This window comes from Stenotrophomonas sp. C9D9, from assembly GCF_056491205.1.
Genome location: NZ_JBSZIF010000003.1, coordinates 557,203 through 575,716, shown reverse-complemented (window position 1 = coordinate 575,716; position 18,514 = coordinate 557,203). Strand labels below are relative to the sequence as shown.

Annotated in this window: 18 protein-coding genes, 1 tRNA gene and 1 other RNA gene; 3 read left to right on the top strand and 17 right to left on the bottom strand. The window is 68.6% G+C overall.

Annotated features, from left to right (window positions below; genetic code table 11):
• Window positions 1-13: 13 nt before the first annotated feature.
• From ACXI0D_RS04605 to ACXI0D_RS04585, 5 genes are all read right to left on the bottom strand, one after another.
• Window positions 14-493 (bottom strand): EVE domain-containing protein, encoded by a 480-nt coding sequence (locus tag ACXI0D_RS04605; protein WP_119006738.1) that lies wholly within the window; start codon window positions 491-493, stop codon window positions 14-16.
• Window positions 490-1,083: a 5-formyltetrahydrofolate cyclo-ligase gene (locus ACXI0D_RS04600; protein ID WP_101766023.1), complete on the bottom strand. Its 594-nt coding sequence runs from the start codon at window positions 1,081-1,083 to the stop codon at window positions 490-492. Before ACXI0D_RS04600 ends, ACXI0D_RS04605 begins: the two co-directional genes overlap by 4 nt.
• Window positions 1,084-1,166: 83 nt before the next feature.
• A non-coding RNA gene (gene ssrS / locus ACXI0D_RS04595) (6S RNA) lies at window positions 1,167-1,352 on the bottom strand.
• 153 nt (window positions 1,353-1,505) lie between these two features.
• Window positions 1,506-1,802: a cell division protein ZapA gene (locus tag ACXI0D_RS04590; RefSeq protein ID WP_005410899.1), complete on the bottom strand. Its 297-nt coding sequence runs from the start codon at window positions 1,800-1,802 to the stop codon at window positions 1,506-1,508.
• The gene (locus tag ACXI0D_RS04585) at window positions 1,799-2,020 is read right to left on the bottom strand and encodes a TIGR02449 family protein (protein ID WP_005410898.1); all 222 of its coding nucleotides are present in this window, start codon (window positions 2,018-2,020) and stop codon (window positions 1,799-1,801) included. The genes ACXI0D_RS04590 and ACXI0D_RS04585 overlap by 4 nt, the downstream gene beginning before the upstream one ends.
• 153 nt (window positions 2,021-2,173) lie before the next feature.
• On the opposite strand from ACXI0D_RS04585, the gene ACXI0D_RS04580 reads away from it, so the two are divergent.
• Together ACXI0D_RS04580 and ACXI0D_RS04575 are read left to right on the top strand one after the other, a co-directional pair.
• Complete coding sequence (locus ACXI0D_RS04580) at window positions 2,174-2,722, top strand: YecA/YgfB family protein (RefSeq protein WP_014648288.1); 549 nt, start codon at window positions 2,174-2,176, stop codon at window positions 2,720-2,722.
• 5 nt (window positions 2,723-2,727) lie between these two features.
• Window positions 2,728-4,050 (top strand): aminopeptidase P N-terminal domain-containing protein, encoded by a 1,323-nt coding sequence (locus ACXI0D_RS04575; protein ID WP_119007000.1) that lies wholly within the window; start codon window positions 2,728-2,730, stop codon window positions 4,048-4,050.
• A 538-nt stretch (window positions 4,051-4,588) separates the two neighbouring features.
• Here the strand turns inward: ACXI0D_RS04575 and pepQ are convergent.
• The 7 genes from pepQ to rph form a co-directional block, all read right to left on the bottom strand.
• A complete protein-coding gene (gene pepQ / locus ACXI0D_RS04570) occupies window positions 4,589-5,920 on the bottom strand; it encodes a Xaa-Pro dipeptidase (RefSeq protein WP_119006737.1) in 1,332 nt (443 codons plus the stop codon).
• 75 nt (window positions 5,921-5,995) lie between these two features.
• The gene (locus tag ACXI0D_RS04565) at window positions 5,996-6,370 is read right to left on the bottom strand and encodes a PilZ domain-containing protein (RefSeq protein WP_014038349.1); all 375 of its coding nucleotides are present in this window, start codon (window positions 6,368-6,370) and stop codon (window positions 5,996-5,998) included.
• Entirely contained in the window at window positions 6,367-8,646 is a 2,280-nt protein-coding gene (locus tag ACXI0D_RS04560; protein WP_119006736.1) for a DUF1631 family protein, read from the bottom strand. The genes ACXI0D_RS04565 and ACXI0D_RS04560 overlap by 4 nt, the downstream gene beginning before the upstream one ends.
• 201 nt (window positions 8,647-8,847) lie before the next feature.
• A complete protein-coding gene (gene hemW, locus ACXI0D_RS04555) occupies window positions 8,848-10,074 on the bottom strand; it encodes a radical SAM family heme chaperone HemW (protein ID WP_049446544.1) in 1,227 nt (408 codons plus the stop codon).
• 56 nt (window positions 10,075-10,130) lie between these two features.
• A complete protein-coding gene (gene rdgB, locus ACXI0D_RS04550; RefSeq protein WP_049446541.1) occupies window positions 10,131-10,727 on the bottom strand; it encodes an RdgB/HAM1 family non-canonical purine NTP pyrophosphatase in 597 nt (198 codons plus the stop codon).
• Window positions 10,724-11,113 carry a VOC family protein gene (locus ACXI0D_RS04545; RefSeq protein WP_032956062.1) on the bottom strand — a complete coding sequence of 130 codons (390 nt, stop codon included), beginning with the start codon at window positions 11,111-11,113 and terminating at the stop codon, window positions 10,724-10,726. The genes rdgB and ACXI0D_RS04545 overlap by 4 nt, the downstream gene beginning before the upstream one ends.
• A complete protein-coding gene (rph, locus tag ACXI0D_RS04540; RefSeq protein WP_012512000.1) occupies window positions 11,110-11,835 on the bottom strand; it encodes a ribonuclease PH in 726 nt (241 codons plus the stop codon). Before rph ends, ACXI0D_RS04545 begins: the two co-directional genes overlap by 4 nt.
• Window positions 11,836-11,959: 124 nt before the next feature.
• Between rph and ACXI0D_RS04535 the strand changes: the two genes are divergently transcribed.
• Window positions 11,960-12,820, top strand: coding sequence for a YicC/YloC family endoribonuclease (locus ACXI0D_RS04535; RefSeq protein ID WP_019661992.1), 861 nt, complete (start codon window positions 11,960-11,962; stop codon window positions 12,818-12,820).
• A 57-nt stretch (window positions 12,821-12,877) separates the two neighbouring features.
• Here the strand turns inward: ACXI0D_RS04535 and selD are convergent, their stop codons facing one another.
• The 5 genes from selD to fdhE form a co-directional block, all read right to left on the bottom strand.
• The gene (gene selD / locus ACXI0D_RS04530) at window positions 12,878-13,957 is read right to left on the bottom strand and encodes a selenide, water dikinase SelD (RefSeq protein ID WP_101766020.1); all 1,080 of its coding nucleotides are present in this window, start codon (window positions 13,955-13,957) and stop codon (window positions 12,878-12,880) included.
• 26 nt (window positions 13,958-13,983) lie between these two features.
• A tRNA-Sec gene (locus ACXI0D_RS04525) sits at window positions 13,984-14,079 on the bottom strand.
• 24 nt (window positions 14,080-14,103) lie between these two features.
• Window positions 14,104-16,035 (bottom strand): selenocysteine-specific translation elongation factor, encoded by a 1,932-nt coding sequence (gene selB, locus ACXI0D_RS04520; RefSeq protein ID WP_101766444.1) that lies wholly within the window; start codon window positions 16,033-16,035, stop codon window positions 14,104-14,106.
• Window positions 16,032-17,456, bottom strand: coding sequence for an L-seryl-tRNA(Sec) selenium transferase (gene selA / locus ACXI0D_RS04515; protein ID WP_101766019.1), 1,425 nt, complete (start codon window positions 17,454-17,456; stop codon window positions 16,032-16,034). The genes selB and selA overlap by 4 nt, the downstream gene beginning before the upstream one ends.
• Window positions 17,457-17,459: 3 nt before the next feature.
• Window positions 17,460-18,443 carry a formate dehydrogenase accessory protein FdhE gene (fdhE, locus tag ACXI0D_RS04510; RefSeq protein ID WP_049446530.1) on the bottom strand — a complete coding sequence of 328 codons (984 nt, stop codon included), beginning with the start codon at window positions 18,441-18,443 and terminating at the stop codon, window positions 17,460-17,462.
• Between the last annotated feature and the right edge of the window lie 71 nt (window positions 18,444-18,514).

Here is an 18,514-nt window from a genome sequence, read left to right as displayed (position 1 = left end):
CTCAGGCAGGGAATCAGGATTTTTTTTCCAGCGACAGCAGCAGCTTCCACTGCGCGGCGGTCACCGGGAACACCGACAGGCGGTTGCCCTTGGCAACCAGCGGGAAGCCTTCGCCGAGCGCTTCGGCGTGCAGCTTGATCTCGTCCAGCGCGATCACCTGCTTGAGCTTGCGGTCGAAGGCCACGTCCACCAGCATCCAGCGCGGGTTCTCGCGCGTGCTCTTGGGGTCGTGGTAGTCGGATTTGGGGTCGAACTGGGTGTCGTCCGGATAGGCCGGGCTGGCGACGGTGGCCAGGCCGACGATGCCGGGGACCTTGGTATTGGAGTGGTAGAACAGGATGCCGTCGCCCACCTGCATGCCGTCGCGCATGAAGTTGCGCGCCTGGTAGTTGCGCACCCCGTTCCAGGGTTCGACCTTGACCTTGGCCAGGTCATCGATGGAGAAGGCGTCCGGTTCGGACTTCATCAGCCAGTAGCGCGTGCGGGCGGTCATGCGTTCACGGGGGCAGCGGAGGGGAACAGGGTGCCGTCTTCGGTGCAGATCGCATCCACCGGCACGTCCCAGGACGCCACCGGCAAGGACTCGACCTGCTGCACCGCGAATGCAGCACCGACCAGCCAGGGCGGCGCCGGCCGGTCGTGGCGGAAGGCGAAGCTGCGATCATACCAGCCGCCCCCCATGCCCAGCCGCCGGCACTGTGTGTCGAAGCCCACCAGCGGGGTCACCACCAGCGCCATCTGCGCCGGTTCCAGGGTGTCTTCCATGGCCACGTCCGGCTCGGGAATGCCATAGCGGTTGCTGGTCAGTGCTTGCCCCGGCCGCCACGGTGCGAAGCGCAGCACGTCGCCGGCCAGCACCGGCAGGCAGTAGGTGAGTCCTTCGGGCAGCTGCAGCTGCCAGCGGTGCAGGGCGATTTCGCCATCCAGCGCCCAGTAGCCGGCCACGGCGCCTTCGCGCGGGGCGAACGGCAGGGCCAGCAGGGCATCGGCAAGCGATTCGGCGGCGGCGATGCGCTCACCGGCGGAAAGGTCCCGGCGGCGTTGCCGCAGGTCGTGGCGCAGGGCCTGGCGCGGGTCGGTCATGGCAGCGTGCGGCAAGGATCAGCTGCCATTGTGCCGGAAAGAACAAGGGCGACGCCCGAAGACGCCGCCCTTGCTGGAATATTGCATTCTCCGCAATGTCGATGCATGCGAAACGACCTTGAACCCGGGGGCTCAAGTGGGAACGCTGGAGAACCATCGGGCTTCCCGCTACAAGGCGGACCTGCACTCCCGGCGCTGTCGCGCTCCCGGTGTCGTTCTTAAGGGACAAGGCGAATGTTTGCACATGCCGTCGAGTACCGCAGAGAACGCGTGGCCATTATAGCCAGCGCGCAGGATCTGGATAGGCCGTTCGTCGGCAACAGTCCGTGCGAATTCAGATACGCGAAAAGGGGACGGAGGGAATTAAGACGTTTCCGGCACGGAAGGGGCGAATGCGCCTTGATTCCCTCCGTCCCCTTTTTCTACGGGGTGCCGTCGATGGCGCGGTCCAGGCGCCGGTTCAGGTCGGCCAGCGTCTGCTGCAGGGCCACCGCCTGGCGGGCGTTCTCGTCGCGCAGCAGCTGCAGTTCATGGGCCAGGTTCAATGCGGCCAGCACCGCGACGCGGTCGACGGCGGCCATGCGGTTGCTGCCGCGGATTTCGCGCATGCGCGCATCGAGCAGGCGCGCGGCGGCCATCAGGCTGTCGCGTTCATCGCCGCCGACACCCACGGTGTATTCACGATCGAGGATGCGGACACTGACCGGTTCGGCGCTCATGTGTGCTGCTCCAGGGATTTGAGCCGGCTGATCATTGCTTCCACCCGCGAGCGTGCCTGCTCGTTCTTGGCCAGCAGCGTGGAACGCTCGGCCACCAGCTGTTCCTGCTGGTGGCGCAGGCTTCGGTTCTCCTCGGCCAGGCGCTGGTTGCGTTCAAGCAACGCTTCCACGCGGGCGGCGAAGTCCTGCAGCTGGGCAAGGGGATCGGCGGGTTCCATGCGGGCACGATAGGCAAGCCGGGTAAGGGTGGTCAAGCGTTGTCGCAGCAAGGCCTGACGGCCGCAGAGAGGATGCCGTGGGGTTGCTACACTACGGGGTCTCACGGGCGCGCGCGTGCGCGCCCCGGGTTTCCTTTCCGAACGAGCCGCACGATGACCGAACTTCCCTCCGTCGACGACGTTACCCGCGCCAGCCAGGAACTGGGCCTGGGCGCCACCGCTGCCGAGCTGCACGGCGCGCTGTGTGGCTGGCTGGCCGCCGGCGGCGCCCCCGGCAACGATTGGCCGGCGCGCGTGCTGGCCGACGACAACCTGCCACCGGTGGCCGCCGACAGCGTGCTGGGGCAGCTGCTGCAGGCGACCATCAAGCAGCTGGAAGACCGCGACTTCGCCTTCGAACTGCTGCTGACCGATGGCGACGACGTATCCGCGCAGGCCGATGCCATGTTCAGCTGGACCCGCTCGTTCCTGGGCGGCTTCGGCCTGGGCAGCGGTGGTCGCCGCCCGACCCTGTCCGAAGAGGGCGAAGAAGCGCTGACCGACATGGCCAGCCTGGCCCGTGCCTCCAGCGAGGATTTCGAGGCCGGCGGCGATGACGATGACGAAGCCCTGTCGGAGATCGAGGAATTCATCCGCGTGGCGGTGCTGCTGCTGCACGGTGACGTGGTGCTGGCCTCGCGCCATCGGCAGCGCCTGAACTGATGGATATCAAGCAGCGCACCGGCATCGCGGCCGGCGAATACAAGCGTCGGCGCCGCCAGCTGATGGACATGGCCGGCGAGGACGCGATCCTGGTGCTGCCGGCCGCGGCCGAGAAGGTGCGCAGCCTCGATACCCATTACCCGTTCCGGCAGGATTCGGACTTCCAGTACCTGAGCGGCTTCCCGGAGCCGGAAGCGGTGCTGGTGCTGATCCCGGGGCGACGCCACGGCGAGGCCATCCTGTTCTGCCGCGAGCGCGATGCCGAGCGCGAGGCCTGGGACGGCAGCCGCGCCGGCCAGGAAGGCGCGGTGGCGCAGTACGGCATGGACGATGCGTACCCGATCGACGATCTGGACGACATCCTGCCGGGCCTGCTGGAAGGACGTTCGCGCGTCTATTACCACTTCGGCCGTGACGCGGATTTCGACCTGAAGCTGATCGGCTGGGTCAACCGCGTGCGTTCGCAGGTGCGCCACGGCGCGCAGCCGCCGCATGAGTTCCTGGAGCTGGGCCACCTGCTGCACGAGCAGCGCCTGTTCAAGTCCGGTGCCGAAGTGGCGCTGATGCACCACGCCGCACAGATCAGCGTGCGTGCGCATCTGGCCGCGATGAAGGCAGCCAGGGCCGGCATCCACGAGTACGAACTGCAGGCGGAGCTGGAGCGCGTGTTCCGCGCCAACGATGCCGTGCCGGCCTACTGCAGCATCGTCGGTGCGGGCCGCAACGGCTGCATCCTGCATTACCGCGACAACAACGCACGTTCGCGCGACGGCGAGCTGGTGCTGATCGATGCCGGCGCGGAATATCGCGGCTATGCCAGCGACATCACCCGCACCTTCCCGGTGAACGGCCGCTTCAGTGCCGAGCAGCGCGCGCTGCACGACCTGGTCGGCGATGCGCAGGCCGCGGCGCTGGCCCAGGCCAAGCCGGGCGTGCCGTACGAGGCCGGCCACCTGGCGGCGGTGCAGACCCTGACCGAGGGCCTGCTGCGGCTGGGGCTGCTGAAGGGTACGCTGGAAAAGAACCTGTCCGAAGGTCAGTACCAGCGTTTCTACCGGCACAAGACCGGGCACTGGATCGGGCTGGACGTGCACGATGTGGGCGACTACCGCCTGGCGGGCGATTCGCGCCTGCTGGAGCCGGGCATGGCGTTCACCATCGAGCCGGGGCTGTATGTCGGCGTGGACGATACGACGGTGGAACCGCGCTGGCGCGGTATCGGCATCCGTACCGAGGATGACGTGCTGATCACCGATGACGGCCATCGCGTGCTGACCGAAGGCCTGGCGCGCAGCGCCGACGAGATCGAAGCGGTGATGGCGGGGTAAGGGGCTTTTCTGCAGGGCTTGCAGCCCTGCACCTGCTACACGCCAGAGCAACAGCAACAGCGGGCATTCCGTGAGACGGCGGGGCACTGTGGGTTTGCGGGGACGCCGTAAACCCGTCCATGGGGGCTTGGTCGCGGCATCCATGCCGCTCACACCCCGCAAGCCCACAGTGCCCCGCCTTCGACAGGTTCACGCGGCTGTTGGTGGGTGCCGACCGTTGGTCGGCACATCTGTCAGATATCGAATGAATCATCCACGCATGGCGTGGATCTACTGGCTGCTGCGGCTGTTGGTAGGTGTCGACCTTGGTCGACACGGAGCGAGCGCAGCGAGCGACCCGCTTTTGACTTTCTTTTGTCTTTTCCGTGGTTGGACGCGCGCAGGAAACTGTCAAAGGTGGGGCGGGTGGGCCATGCAGGGGCGTTGGCGCCATGGATGGCGCCATCGAGCTTACAGGGACGTACTTGCAGCGTCCCCTGCATGGCCCACCCGCACCGCCAAGCGCGGCTTTTGCTCCAAGCGGCCAACCACGAGGGGCTCAGCCGTTGGCCGCCGCAAACTCCGGCCGCGTCAGGTTGTCCGCTTCGCCCTCGGTGCACAGCACCTCGTCTTCGATGCGGATGCCGCCATACGGACGGAAGAAGTCCACGCGGTCCCAGTTGATCGCATCGCCATGGCCGGCGTCCTTCACTTCGTTCAACAGCATGTCGATGAAGTACAGGCCCGGTTCGATGGTCACCACCATGCCCGGTTCCAGTACGCGGGTCAGGCGCAGGTACGGATGGCCCGCCGGGCGCTCGATGCGGCCACCCTCGTCGCTGGCTGCGAAACCGGCCACGTCGTGCACCTGCAGGCCGATCAGGTGGCCGATGCCGTGCGGGAAGAACGCGGCGCTGACGCCGGTTTCAACTGCGGTCTGCGGCGACACCTTGATCACGCCGAAGTCCTTCAGTACGCCCATCAGTGAAAGATGTGCGTCCACGTGCAGCTGCTTGTAGTCGAAGCCCGGCCGCACCGCCGCGCACATCTGCTGCTGGGCGGCGTCGACGGCGGCGATCATCGCCGCGAATTCGTCGTGGCCCTGCGCGGCGTAGGTGCGGGTGATGTCGCTGGCATAGCCGTGCGCGCTGGCGCCGGCATCGATCAGGAAGCTGCGCAGCGGCTGCGGTGCCTTGCGGCCCAGCTCGGTGTAATGCAGCACGGCGGCATGTTCATTCAGCGCCACGATGTTGCCGTAGGGCAGCTCGTTGGCATCCTGGCCGACGGCCTGGCAGTACGCCATGTGGATGCTGAATTCGTCGGCGCCGTTGCGGAATGCGGCCTCGGCGGCGCGGTGGCCGCGCACGCCCAGCACCTGCGCCTGGCGCATCAGCGCGATTTCATACGGCGTCTTGCTGCCGCGGTGCCATTCCAGGTAATTCACCACTGCCGCCGGGTTGTTGGGCACGTAGTTGCCCAGCGCGCTCTGCGGCTCGCCGAGGATCGCGCAGCGCGACGGATCGGCCGGCAACAGGGCGAGCGCGTCTTCGGACTTGCGGATGATGTGGATGTCGAAGTGCTCCACCCACCAGCCGCTCGGCGCACCCGGCACCACGTGCCAGTAGTCGAAGGGCTGGTGGAAGATCACCGCCGGGCGCTTGCCGGGGGTGAACACGATCCAGCTGTTGGGCACCCGGGTCAGCGGCAGCCAGGCCTTGAACTGCGGATTGACCGCGTACGGGTAGTCGCGATCGTCGAACACCTGGTAGTGCAGGGTGCCACTGGGCACCACCAGGTGATCGAAGCCGCCGCGGGCCAGCGCCTGTTCGGCACGTCGGCACAGCACGGCCAGGTGGTCGGGATAAAGGGCGCCGGGGTCTTGCTGGGTCATTGCGGTGGCTCGACACGGAAAACGGCCCTAGATTCTGCCGCATACCGGGAAAAACCGCTGTGCTGGAACCGGCACTCAGGCCGTCGAAACCGGCCCCTCGTCGCTGTCTTCGCCGACCCACTGGCGCAGCAGCTGCCGATGCTCGCGTGACAGGGTGAGGAAACGGAAGCCGGTCCAGCTCTGGCCCGGCGCATGCGCCGGTTCGCTCCACAGCAGGTGCACGCCCACGTCGATGGCCTCGTGGCGGCCGTCGCCCATCGGCAACGGGAAGCGGAACTGGTACAGCGCATCCTCGCGCAGCGGCGTGCTGGCCAGCATCAGCATGCCGGTCTCGGAGACATTGCCGAGCCGGCCCACCACGCTTTCGCGCATCTGGTCGGTGACCGGTACCAGGTCCGAGACCTGGCGGCGCGGCGCGCGGCGCGTGTCCTGCGGTGGTTGGGTGTTCAAACGGAGGTCTCCCTGGAACGGCCGCCGGCCAGCGCGCGCAGCGCACCGAGGCTGGCCTGCCACGCGCGATCGACCAGCCGGCCCTTTTCTTCGGTGACCAGCTGCGCGCGCCCGGCGCTGATCTGCCGGGCCAGCGTGTCGAGGTCGGTATCGGCGATCTTCTGCCCGCGCGGATTGACGAACAGGGCGTGGCCGGTCAGCAGGCTGTACCAGGACAGGCGCTGCCGGCGCAGGGTGCCGTCACCGCTGTCGATGTCGAACCAGCTGCCGAAGGGCAGGGTGGCCAGCTGCTGGTAGGCGGCCTCTTCAGCACTGCTGCGCGGTGCCAGCGACGCATTGCCGCCGCCGCTGGCGGCATGTTCGCCCAACCGTGCACGCGCCTTCAGCCGGGCACTGAGTTCAGTGCGCGAGGTGCTTTCGTCCTCGCCACCGGGCGTGGCCAGGCGGCGGGCAACGGCGGCTGCTTCTTCGGCGTGATAGCCGACCTGCACCAGCGCGGACTCCACATCGCTGGCCAGCGAGGTATCGGTACCACCGGGCGCGTCGACGGCCTGCGCGGTCACCGCAGCGATGCGCTCGGTCTGGTGCAGGCGCTCCTGCCACTGCGGTGAATCGTCGCCGTGGCGCAGGCGGGTGAGGGTGAGTGCATCGGCCCAGGCCTGGCGCAGCAGGGTCTGCACGAAGCGTGGCGGTTCCTGTGCGTCGCAGCACTGGTCGATCTGCGCATTGGCCTGGCGACGTGCCAGTTCCAGTCGTTCCTTGCCGCGTGCTGCCTCGACGTGGCGGCGCTCGGCCAATTCGGCGCGATGGGCCGCCGCGCGCTGGTGCTGCTGCACGTCTTCGTTGGCGGTGGCGAAGGCCTCGGGCGAGCGCGCGTCCTGGCCGAGCAGGCCCTGCACGCTCTGCGCCATGCGTTGCAGCAGCTGGGGGTCCACATCATCGTCGCCCAGCCAGTTGGCGCCGACTTCGGCAATCTGGTTGAGCAGTTCGCGTGCGGGGTGTTCGTCGCGCACGAAGAAGCCAGGGTCGGCCATCGCCGCACGCGCCAGCGGTACCTGCAGGCGCGCCAGCAGGGCGGCCGGCACCGGGTCGGGGCGCTGCTGTTGCTGCACCTGCTGCATCAGCATGCGCAGCAGGTCGAGGTTGTCGCGGTCGTGGCTGCCCAGCTGGGCCTGCGCGCCGTGCTCGCTGCGCAGCTGGGCGACCACCGCAGCCTGCAGGTCGGCGACGCCGGTGGCCGCGCTGGACTGGGCCTGCAGCCGCGCGAGGACCGCATCGACGGCTGCACTGGGCACGGCAGCGGCATCCGCGGGGGGCGCCGTGGCGTGGCGCGCCTGTTGCAGCAGTTCATGCAGCGCACTGCCGGTGGACGTGGTCACGCCCGGGGCTGCGGCACCCGGGGCGACCGCATCGTTGAAGGCGTCCTGCACCAGGTTCGACCAGGAACCGGCGGGAGCGGAGCCGTTCCAGCCGGTCAACGGCGCGGCGGCACGCTTGGCTGGCTGGGTTGCGCGGCCGCCCCCCACTGACTGGGTGATGATCCGCCGGGTGCTCGACGAGCGCGCCAGGTACGGGGTGTAGACCAGGCCCGGCAGCACGCCGTGCTGGGCCAGCAGCGCATTGGCGCGGTCCAGCACATCGCCCAGGCGTTCCAGCACCTGCCGCTCGAAGCTGCGGTACAGCGCAAGCTGCACCTCCACGCCGAGCGCGTCCTGTTCGGCGATCCGGCGCACCATCGCGCACAGGGCCTGTGGTGCCAGTGGCAGGGTGTCGGCCTCGAACGCCGGCGCCGCTGCAAGCACGCCCAGGCGCTGGCCCAGCAGGTTCAGCGTATTGGTTGAACGCAGCGTCTCGCGCCGGATCATCTCGGTCAGCAGCAGGTCGCGATCCACCTCATGCTCATCGACCAGCGACAGGCCGAGCATGCCCGGCAGCGGCGGCGGCGAAGCATGGGCCGCCGCGGCGGTGGACGGCGCGCGCAGGCCCACCAGCGCCTCGGCCACGGCATCAAGCATGCGGTCGGCGAAGTGGCCGGCGAAGGCGTGCAGCTGGCCGCGCTGGGCCATCAGGTCCGCCTGCTGCATCGGATTGCGTGCGCGGTCGGCGTCGTGCAGCAGCGTCTGCTCCAGCGCTTCGACGGTCAGGATCAGGGGCGCGGCCAGCGTTTGCCGGCACAGGCCGATCAACGCACCCAGCAGCTCACGCACCCGCGGTGGCAGGTCGCTGGCGGCCAGGCGGGCTTTGTCGGCAGAGGTGATGGAAAAGACAGCTGACATCGGCGAGCGGTACCCGGATTCCCGCGGATCGATCCTGTGAATCTACCGTGTCGGCCGCAGTCGGCGCTACTTTAGGGTGAACGTGTCTCACGTTCGCTGGGCAGCGCCGACGGATGAACGGTAGTGCCCGCTGCTGGCCGGCAGCGCTGTCTTCACTGTAATGCCGGCCAGCGGCCGGCACTACCGGCTACGGCGGAAGCCTTATTCCTCCAGGAACAGGCTCACCACATCGTTGGTGAAACGGCGGCCCAGCTCGGTCGGCTGCACATGGCCATCCGTCACGTCCAGCCAGCCGCGCTGAACGGCCTCGGCCAGGGGGGCATCCAGCACGCTGCGTGGCAGCCCGGTGCGCGACTCGAAATCGCGCAGGCCGAAACCTTCGTGCAGGCGCAGCAGGTTGAGCATGTACTCGAACGGCAGGCGCTCTGCTGCGATCACGTCGTCACCACCGAACGAGGCCGGAGTGCCGGCGCTGTCCAGGTAGGCCTGCGGGTGCTTCAGCTTCCAGCGGCGCAGAACGTGTTCCTCGGCGCCCGAGCTGATCTTGCCGTGTGCGCCGGCACCGATGCCCAGGTAATCGCCGAAACGCCAGTAGTTCAGGTTGTGCGCGCTCTGCCGGCCGGGGCGCGCATAGGCGCTGACCTCGTACTGGCCGAAGCCGGCCTGCGCCAGCAGCGCCTGGCAGTGTTCCTGCATGTCCCAGGCGTTGTCTTCGTCGGGAATACCCTGCGGCGGCCGCGCGAAGAACACCGTGTTCGGTTCCAGGGTCAGCTGGTAGTGCGAGATATGCGCCGGCTGCAGCGCGAACGCACGTTCCAGATCAGCCTCGGCACCGGCCAGGGTCTGTTCCGGCAGCGCGTACATCAGGTCGATGTTGAAATTGTCGTAGCCCGCGTCCTGCGCCATCTTCACCGCGCGCTCGGCCTCGCCGCTGTCGTGGATGCGGCCCAGGCGCTTGAGCATGGCGTCGTCGAAACTCTGGATGCCGAAGCTGAGGCGGTTCACGCCGGCCGCGCGGTAGCGGTCGAAACGGCCATGCTCGGCGGTGCCCGGGTTGGTTTCCAGGGTGATTTCTGCGTTGGGTGCGAAGCGCAGGCGTGCGCTGGCCTGCTGCAGGAAGCGGTCGATCGCTTCCGGCGGGAACAGGCTGGGGGTACCGCCACCGAAGAACACGCTGTGCACCACCCGGCCCCAGACCAGCGGCAGGTCCTGGTCGAGGTCGCGCAGCAGGGCATCGATGTAGGCATCGAACGGCAGTTCGCCCTTGGCCTGGTGCGAATTGAAATCGCAGTACGGGCATTTGCGCACGCACCACGGCAGGTGCACGTACAACGACAGCGGTGGTGGCACCAGTCGCGGCGGGCTGTCGTGGTCAGCGGAGCAGGCTTCGCCGGGCAGGTGGTTGCAGTGATCGTGGGCGTGCGGCATGGGCTTCTTCGGTAGTGCCGGCCGCTGGCCGGCTTCCCTGGTTCGATCGGGTGGCGTCAGTACAGCGTCGCCAGCTGCTGCTTGAGCTGCTGCAGGGCAATGGCACGGTGGCTGATGGCGTTCTTCAGGGCCGGCTCCATCTCCGCGGCGGTCAGGCCGTGGGTGGTGTCCAGGAACACCGGGTTGTAGCCGAAACCATTCGTGCCGCGCAGTTCGCGGATGATCTGCCCTTCCCAGCGGCCTTCGCAGATCAGAGGCTGCGGGTCGGTGGCGTGGCGCAGCAGCACGATCACCGCATAGAAGCGGGCGCCGCGCTGGCCATCGGGAATGTCGGCCATCGCTTCCAGCAGCTTGGCATTGTTGGCTGCGGCGTTGGTCGGGTGGCCGGCATAACGCGCGCTGTACAGGCCCGGTGCACCGCCGAGGGCATCGACGATCAGGCCCGAATCATCGGCCAGCGCCGGCAGGCCGGTCGCTTCGCAGGCCGCGCGCGCCTTCAGCAGCGCGTTCTCGACGAAGGTCAGGCCGGTCTCTTCCACGTCGCCCAGGCCCAGCTCGGCGGCCGAGGTGATCTGCAGCGGCAGGTCGGCGAGGATCTCCTGCATCTCCACCAGCTTGCCGGCATTGTGGCTGGCCAGTACCAGTTTCTTCATTGACGGGGCTCCAGCAGGTCCCAGGTGTTGCCATACAGGTCGCGGAACACCGCGACCGTTGCATAGGGTTCTTCGCGCGGCGCTTCCAGGAACTCGACCCCGGCGGCCAGCATCGCCGCGTGGTCGCGGTGGAAGTCGTCGGTGTTGAGGAAGAAGGCGACGCGGCCACCGGTCTGGTTGCCGATGCGGCTGCGCTGTTCCTCGTCGCTGGCACGGGCCAGCAGCAGGGCGGCAGCGCTGCCGTCGGTCGGCCCCACCACCACCCAGCGCTTGTGGCCCTGGTCGATGTCCTCCAGCAGCGCGAAGCCGAGCTTTCCGGTGTACCAGGCGATGGCTTCGTCATAGTCGGCTACCACCAGGGTGGTCAGGGCGATGCGCCGGTTCATGCCGACAGCGCCGCCTGCTGTGCGTCCAGCAGTTCGCGCACGCCCTTTTCGGCCAGGCCCAGCAGCGCGTCCAGCTCGTCGCGACGGAAGGCATGGCCTTCGGCGGTGCCCTGCAGTTCGATGAAGCCGCCACCGTCGTTCATCACCACGTTCATGTCGGTGTCGCAGTCGCTGTCTTCGGCGTAGTCCAGGTCCAGCACCGGGGTGCCGCGGTACACGCCCACCGACACCGCTGCCACCGCGCCCAGGATCGGGTTGCGCTTGATGTCGCCGCGCTTCATCAGCACGTTCACCGCATCGACCAGGGCCACGTAGGCGCCGGTGATGGCAGCGGTGCGGGTGCCACCGTCGGCCTGCAGCACGTCGCAGTCGAGGGTGATGGTGCGCTCGCCCAGCGCGTTGCGGTCCACGCAGGCACGCAGGCTGCGGCCGATCAGGCGCTGGATCTCCAGCGTGCGGCCGCCCTGTTTGCCACGGGCCGCTTCGCGGTCGCTGCGGGTGTGGGTGGCGCGCGGCAGCATGCCGTACTCGGCGGTCACCCAGCCTTCGCCCTTGCCGCGCAGGAAGCCCGGCACGCGGTTCTCGACGCTGGCGGTGCACAGCACGCGGGTTTCACCGAAGCAGACCAGTACCGAACCTTCGGCGTGGCGGGTGAAGCCGCGTTGGATGACGACCGGGCGGAGCTGGTCGGGCTGGCGGCCGCTGGGGCGGGAATCGGACATGGTGCGGGTTCCGTAATGGCGAGGGAGTACGCCGCCACGCCCGCGGCCTTCACGGGGCGGGCAAGGGGGCTCTGGTGAGGGCGCTAGGGTACCATTCCCCCTTTGCACGCACCGGACACAATCCATGATTCGAAGCATGACCGCCTACGCCGGCGGCGAGCGGGTCACCCCGTGGGGCACGCTGGGCTGCGAGCTGCGCTCGGTCAACCACCGCTTCCTGGAGGTCGGCACCCGCCTGCCCGAGGAACTGCGGGCGCTCGAACCGCAGCTGCGCGAGCGTATCGCCGCGCGCCTGAGCCGCGGCAAGCTGGATCTGGTGATGCGCCTGCGCGCGCCGGAAGCCGCCGCCAACCTGCAGGTGGACGAGGCCCTGCTGGGCCAGCTGGGCCGCCTGGCCCACCGCCTGACCTCCGATTTCCCGAACCTGCAGGTCAGCTTCACCGACCTGCTGCAGCTGCCGGGCGTGACCCGTGGCGAGGCGACCGACGCCGCCGCCCTGCAGGTCGAGGCACTGGCCCTGCTGGACCAGGTGCTGGACGGCTTCGTCGAGGCCCGTGAGCGCGAAGGCGGCAAGTTGTCGGCTGCCATCAGCGAACGCGTGGACGGTATCGAACGCATCGCTACCGAAGTGCGCACCTTGATTCCGGCCATTCGCGACGGCCAGCGCGCCAAGCTGGCCGCACGCCTGGCTGACCTGCCGCACCCGGTCGACCCCGGCCGCGCCGAGCAGGAGCTGGTGCTGTGGCTGCAGAAGCTGGACGTGGATGAAGAGCTGGACCGCCTCGGCAGCCACATCGTCGAGATCCGCCGCGTGCTCAAGCAACGCGAGCCGGTCGGCCGCCGCCTGGACTTCCTGCTGCAGGAGTTCAACCGCGAAGCCAATACGCTGGGGTCGAAGTCGGTGGACAGCCGTACGTCCAATGCCGCGGTGGAGCTGAAGGTGCTGATCGACCAGATCCGCGAACAGGTGCAGAACATCGAGTGATGTTGCATCCAGCGATACAGCAAGGGCGCCTTCGGGCGCCCTTGTCGTTTCAGTGCATCAGCGCACGCTGACGCCCGGCGCTCCTTCGCCCAAACGCCCCACCACGGCCGCCTGGCCGAACCCGGCGTCGTGGAAGCAGGCCAGCACCGCATCCACCGCTTCCGGGGCACAGGACACCAGCAGGCCGCCGCTGGTCTGCGGGTCGGTCAGCAGCGGCTGCCAGTGGGCGGCCAAGCCCTCGTCGAAGCGCACCTCGGCGCCATACGAGGCCCAGTTGCGGTTCGAGGCGCCAGTCACGCAGCCGCGTTGCAGCAGGTCCAGCGCCTGTGGCAGCAGCGGCACCTGTGCACTGTCCACCTCGGCAGCGACACCACTGGCGCGGCACACTTCCAGCAGGTGGCCGAGCAGGCCGAAGCCGGTGACGTCGGTCATCGCATGCACGCCCTCCAGCGCGGCAAGGGGCACGCCCACGCTGTTCAGGCGGGTGGTCGACTCGATCATCTGCCGGTAGCCGTCGGTGTCCAGCACTTCCTTCTTCAACGCCGACGAATACACGCCCACGCCCAGCGGCTTGCCCAGCACCAGCACATCGCCGGCGCGGGCATCGGCATTGCGCTTGAGCCGCTGCGGATCGAGCACGCCGATCGCGGCCAGGCCGTAGATGGGTTCCACCGAATCGATGCTGTGGCCACCAGCCACCACGATGCCGGCATCGGCGCAGGCGCGTTCGCCGCCCTGCAGGATGCCGCGGATGGTGTCCTGCGGCAGCGTATTGATCGGCATGCCGACGATGGCCAGTGCGAACAGCGGGCGTGCGCCCATCGCGTACAGGTCCGACAAGGCATTGGTGGCGGCGATGCGGCCGAAGTCGAACGGATCGTCGACGATCGGCATGAAGAAATCGGTGGTGGCGACGATCGCCTGTCGGTCATCGAGGCGGTACACCGCCGCGTCGTCGCTGGTCTCACGGCCGACCAGCAGTTCGGCCGGTGCCGGAAGCGCTGGAACGCCGCGCAGCAGTTCGGAAAGCACGCCCGGGGCGATCTTGCAGCCGCAGCCGCCACCGTGGGCCAGCGAGGTCAGTCGTTGCGGGGCATCGGCCGTTGAAGGAGCGGGGGACTGCGCGTGCGTGGCCATGCCGACATCTCCTGCGGAAACACGAATGGCGGAAGGCAGCAGGAGTCGAACCTACCAGGGAACGATCGACGCCCCCTACTGGGTTTGAAGCCCAGCCGCATGCCCGGATGCGCATGCCTTCCGAAAGTACGGCGGTACCGGTGGGCTCAGTCGCGCGCTGCGTTCCACTGCAGGTCGCCGCGCGGACGATGCTGGTCACCGACGCGTCGAGTGTAGCCAACGCGATTGAAGAACTCCAAGATCTGGATGCTGCGTTTGCGGCCCAGGCCGATGGCATCGCGGAAGGCCGCCGCATCCACCGTGCCGGTGGCCTGTGACAGCTGCGCGACGATCGCGGCGAGCTCGGTGATGCGGGCCGGTGCATAGAACAGGTCAGGCACCACCTGGAACAGGTCGCCGCGGGCTGCGGCCCGGCGCAGGATCGCGCGGACCTCGTCTTCGGCCAGGCCGAAGTCGGCGGCCAGGGTGCGCACCCACGGCGGATCGAAACCACCGGCGTGCAGCTGCGGAAGCACACGTTCCAGCAGAAGACGTTCGCGCTCCGGTGGCGCATGGTCATGGCCGGGCAGGCGCCACCAGGCGCCCACGCGCTGCAGCGTGCCATCGGCCAGCAGGTCCTGCAGCAGGGCATTCCACAGGTTGCTCGCCAGTGCGGGCAGGGTGCTGCGCTGCAGGCGGCCGCTGTCGACACCGGGTTCGTCCGGGCGTCGCTCGTGCCAGTCGCGCAGCGAGGCAATCACCTGCTCGCGCAATGCCTGCCAGTGCGAGGCGAGGATGATCACCGTGTCATCGCGGGTGACGATACGCTGTGCGTCCGCAGGCAGATCGATCTGACCGGCGGCGCGCCGGCAGTAACGCTGCAACGCGGCCATCGCAATGCCGAAGGGAGCCTGCTGCAACGGCGGGCCGATTCCCGCACCTGCGGCCAGCTGCTCCAGCGCCCCAAGCCATGCGAGCCGTGCCGGGCTGCGCCGACGCCGCTGTGGCGGGTCCGGGTCGAGCACGACGCCACCGCCCAGCGTGTGGGTCGCGGCGGAATCGCGGGCGATGAAGCGATCACCACACATCGCACAGACCGGCGCCTCGAACACCAGCTGCACGAGCTGCCCATTGCCGTGATCGTCGTCCTCCAGCAGAACCACATGAGCCTGCCGGTGCATCGTGCCCCAATGGATGTGCAGGGGTGCCCAGTCGCGCAGTGGAGCTGCCCGTGGGGACAGCCGAAGGCGCACATCGATGCGGGTGGTGGCCAGCAGCGCGCGCGGGTCGGCAATCCAGTCGCCACGATGAATCTCGTCGCGGGCGATGGCGGCCAGGTTCAACGCGCAGCGCTGCCCGGCCATGGCGTGTTCGCTGGGCTGGTTCTGCGCGTGGATGCTGCGCACGCGGACATCGGTGGCGGCGGGCATCAGTTGCAGGTGCTCGCCCACTGTGGCGACGCCGCCATGCACCGCGCCGGTCACCAATGTGCCGTGGCCCGCCAACGAGAACACGCGGTCCACCGGCATGCGGAACAGCTCGCCGCGTAGCGTGGCCTGGCGCGCGTTGGCATCGCCCGCGGCCCATGCGTGCAGGTGGGCGCGCAAGGCGTTGATGCCTGCGTCATCGGCTGAAGTGCTGTTGCAGGCGAATACGGGGGAATCCTGCAGCGGCGTCGCGGCCAGCAGCGCGGCGATCTCGATCTCGACCCGGGCGATGCGCGCGGCGTCCACGCGGTCGATCTTGGTCAGCGCCACCGCGCCGCGATCCACGCCCAGCAACTGCAGGATCGCCAGATGCTCGCGGGTCTGCGGCATCACGCCGTCGTCGGCGGCGATCACCAGCAGGGCGACATCGATGCCGGTGGCGCCGGCCACCATCGTGTGCACGAAACGCTCATGGCCCGGCACATCGACGAAACCCAGCGTCGCGGCGGGGCCTGTGCCGTCCGAGCTTTCCACCGGGACATAGGCATAGCCCAGTTCGATCGATATGCCGCGCGTGCGCTCTTCCTGCAGGCGATCGGTTTCGATGCCGGTCAGTGCCCGCACCAGGCTTGTCTTGCCATGGTCGATATGCCCGGCGGTGCCGACGATCATGCCTGCAGCGTGCTCCATTGGGCGAGGAAGTCCGCTTCGTCGGCCGGTTCCAGGCAGCGCAGGTCCAGCCACAGCGCGTCATCGGCGATGCGTCCCAGCACGGGGCGCGGCAGCTGACGCAAGCGCTTGGCCAGGCGATCCAGTCCGCCACGGTGCGCAGTGGTGATGCGCAGCCCGGCACTGGCCAGCTGCGCCTGTGGCTGTGCACCGCTGCCGATCTGGCTGTGCATCGATGCCCGTTCAAGACCGTAGTCGGCGGCGAGCGCGGACCGCATCGGCGGCAGCAGGCGCTGGGCCTGCACATCCATGTCATCCTGCGTGCGCGACAGGGTGCGCAGGGTCGGCAGCCGTTTCGCCAGCAGCTCCGCTTCGCGGTACAGCGCCAGCACCGCTTCCAGCGCGGCCAGGCCCATCTTGTCCATGCGCAGCGCGCGCTTGAGCGGGTTGCGGTTGATACGTGCAATCAGGTCGGCGCGGCCGGCGATGATGCCGGCCTGAGGCCCGCCCAGCAGCTTGTCGCCGCTGAATGAGACCAGATCGGCGCCGGCCGCCAGTGTTTCCTGCACGGTCGGCTCGTGTGGCAGGCCGAATGCCGCCAGGTCACACAGGCTGCCGCTGCCCAGGTCCACCACCAACGGCAGGCCATGGTCGTGCGCGATGGCAGCCATTGCCGCCGTGTCGACCTTGGCGGTGAAGCCGGTGATCGCGTAGTTGCTGGCATGCACTTCCATCAGCAGTGCGGTGCGCGCGCCGATGGCATGGGCGAAGTCGGCCGGATGAGTGCGGTTGGTGGTACCCACTTCCAGCAGCCGCGCGCCGGCACTGCGCATCACATCGGGAATACGGAAGGCACCGCCGATCTCCACCAGTTCGCCGCGCGATACCACCACCTCGCGGCGGTTGGCCAGGCTGTTGAGCAGCAGCAGCACCGCCGCGGCATTGTTGTTGACCACGGTGGCGGCTTCGGCGCCGGTCAGCTCGCAGACCAGCGCCTGGACCCGTGCATCGCGGTCGCCGCGGCGGCCGCGGGTGATGTCGAATTCCAGATCGACCGGCGCGGTCATCGCGCGGGTGACCGCCTGCACGGCAGCATCGGGCAACAGCGCGCGGCCAAGATTGGTATGCAGCACGGTGCCGGTCAGGTTGAACATCGGCTGCAGGTCCAGCCGTGCATCGGCGGCAAGGGCGGCGTCGAGCGCCGCGACCAGAGCCGGGCCTTCAATGGCCTGATGCAACTGCTCGGCCGAGAGCTGCGCGGCACTGATGCGCTCACGCAGCGCCTGCAGGTGCGAACGCAGCAGCAGGGTGACGCGGCTGCGACCGTGATCTTCGATCAGTGCCGACAGCGCCGGCAGGCGCAGCAGCTTGTCCAGCGAAGGCAGGGCGGCGGCCGATGCCGGGGTGCGGGGCGTGCGTGGCATCGGTCAGTCGCTGTCGGATTGCCACAGCAGTGGATTCTGGCTGGCACGCGCGTAGCCTTCCTCGCCCAGCAGCAGGTCCAGCGCCAGTGTGCCGAGGTCATCAGCCACCGGTTCCAGTGACGGGTCCTTTTCCAGATACAGGATCTTGCGGTAGCTGTGGCAGTGGTCGCAGGTTTCCGCGCGCACCGCGCTCTCGCGCACGGCCTGGCCGGTATCGCCGTCGGCATCGGCCAGGGCGCGGTAGGCGATGTCCTTGCCGGCGGCACCACACTGGCTGCACTGCACGCGCACGTAGTGCCACTGGCAGGCGCACAGCGAGCACGACAGGTAGCGGTAGGAGGCGTAGGGCGGACGAGCCTGCACCACGCTGGTCACCGGCAACGTGCCGCACAGCGGGCATAGCCCCGGCGCATCGGCCAGCGGCTTCAGGTCGGTGGGGCGGAAGCTGGCCGCCAGCACTGTCCAGTACACCTGCAATGCATTCATCACCAGCAGCGCAGCGACTGCGTCGACCGCGGGCGCGTCATCGCGTTCCAGCACGGCGTGGGCCTGTGCATCCAACCAGGCATCCTCGGCGGCGGCGACGCGCAGGAGTTCGTGCCGGGTTTCCGCCGGCAGCCTGGCCTCGTCGGCGCAGTGCCGGCACAGCGTGCGCAGCCAGTCGCGCCAACGCCCATCCAGCTGAAGCGTATTGGCAGGTCGCAACGGCATGCCGGCGCCGGCCGCCGCACTCGACTGCTGCGTCCGCGCCTGCGCCTGAAGTTCCTCGCGCTGCTGCGGTGTCAGATCCTCCAGCAGCGCCTGCTGCGCATCGGCCAGTGCCGCCAGCAGCTGCAGGTAACCGCCGATGGCGCTGTTTCCCGCCAGACTGCGCAGCCGGTCCGCGCGCGCGGCGAACAGCGACTCGGTATCGGGCAGGATGATGCGCGGAACATCGCGCGAGGCCAGCGTCTCGATCTCACCGGGTTCAAGGATGCGTTGCGCCATGCAGGGCCAGCCAGAAGAACCAGCCTCCATCCTCGCCGTTGTAGGCGCCGGCGTCCAGCGCACAGACGGCC

Excerpts from the sequence above, each read along its gene's own strand:
- ACXI0D_RS04605 (WP_119006738.1), bottom strand. The coding sequence starts at position 493 with ATGACCGCCCGCACGCGCTACTGGCTGATGAAGTCCGAACCGGACGCC.
- ACXI0D_RS04600 (WP_101766023.1), bottom strand. The coding sequence starts at position 1,083 with ATGACCGACCCGCGCCAGGCCCTGCGCCACGACCTGCGGCAACGCCGC.
- ACXI0D_RS04590 (WP_005410899.1), bottom strand. The coding sequence starts at position 1,802 with ATGAGCGCCGAACCGGTCAGTGTCCGCATCCTCGATCGTGAATACACC.
- ACXI0D_RS04585 (WP_005410898.1), bottom strand. The coding sequence starts at position 2,020 with ATGGAACCCGCCGATCCCCTTGCCCAGCTGCAGGACTTCGCCGCCCGC.
- ACXI0D_RS04580 (WP_014648288.1), top strand. The coding sequence starts at position 2,174 with ATGACCGAACTTCCCTCCGTCGACGACGTTACCCGCGCCAGCCAGGAA.
- pepQ (WP_119006737.1), bottom strand. The coding sequence starts at position 5,920 with ATGACCCAGCAAGACCCCGGCGCCCTTTATCCCGACCACCTGGCCGTG.
- ACXI0D_RS04560 (WP_119006736.1), bottom strand. The coding sequence starts at position 8,646 with ATGTCAGCTGTCTTTTCCATCACCTCTGCCGACAAAGCCCGCCTGGCC.
- hemW (WP_049446544.1), bottom strand. The coding sequence starts at position 10,074 with ATGCCGCACGCCCACGATCACTGCAACCACCTGCCCGGCGAAGCCTGC.
- rdgB (WP_049446541.1), bottom strand. The coding sequence starts at position 10,727 with ATGAAGAAACTGGTACTGGCCAGCCACAATGCCGGCAAGCTGGTGGAG.
- ACXI0D_RS04545 (WP_032956062.1), bottom strand. The coding sequence starts at position 11,113 with ATGAACCGGCGCATCGCCCTGACCACCCTGGTGGTAGCCGACTATGAC.
- rph (WP_012512000.1), bottom strand. The coding sequence starts at position 11,835 with ATGTCCGATTCCCGCCCCAGCGGCCGCCAGCCCGACCAGCTCCGCCCG.
- ACXI0D_RS04535 (WP_019661992.1), top strand. The coding sequence starts at position 11,960 with ATGATTCGAAGCATGACCGCCTACGCCGGCGGCGAGCGGGTCACCCCG.
- selD (WP_101766020.1), bottom strand. The coding sequence starts at position 13,957 with ATGGCCACGCACGCGCAGTCCCCCGCTCCTTCAACGGCCGATGCCCCG.
- selB (WP_101766444.1), bottom strand. The coding sequence starts at position 16,035 with ATGATCGTCGGCACCGCCGGGCATATCGACCATGGCAAGACAAGCCTG.
- selA (WP_101766019.1), bottom strand. The coding sequence starts at position 17,456 with ATGCCACGCACGCCCCGCACCCCGGCATCGGCCGCCGCCCTGCCTTCG.
- fdhE (WP_049446530.1), bottom strand. The coding sequence starts at position 18,443 with ATGGCGCAACGCATCCTTGAACCCGGTGAGATCGAGACGCTGGCCTCG.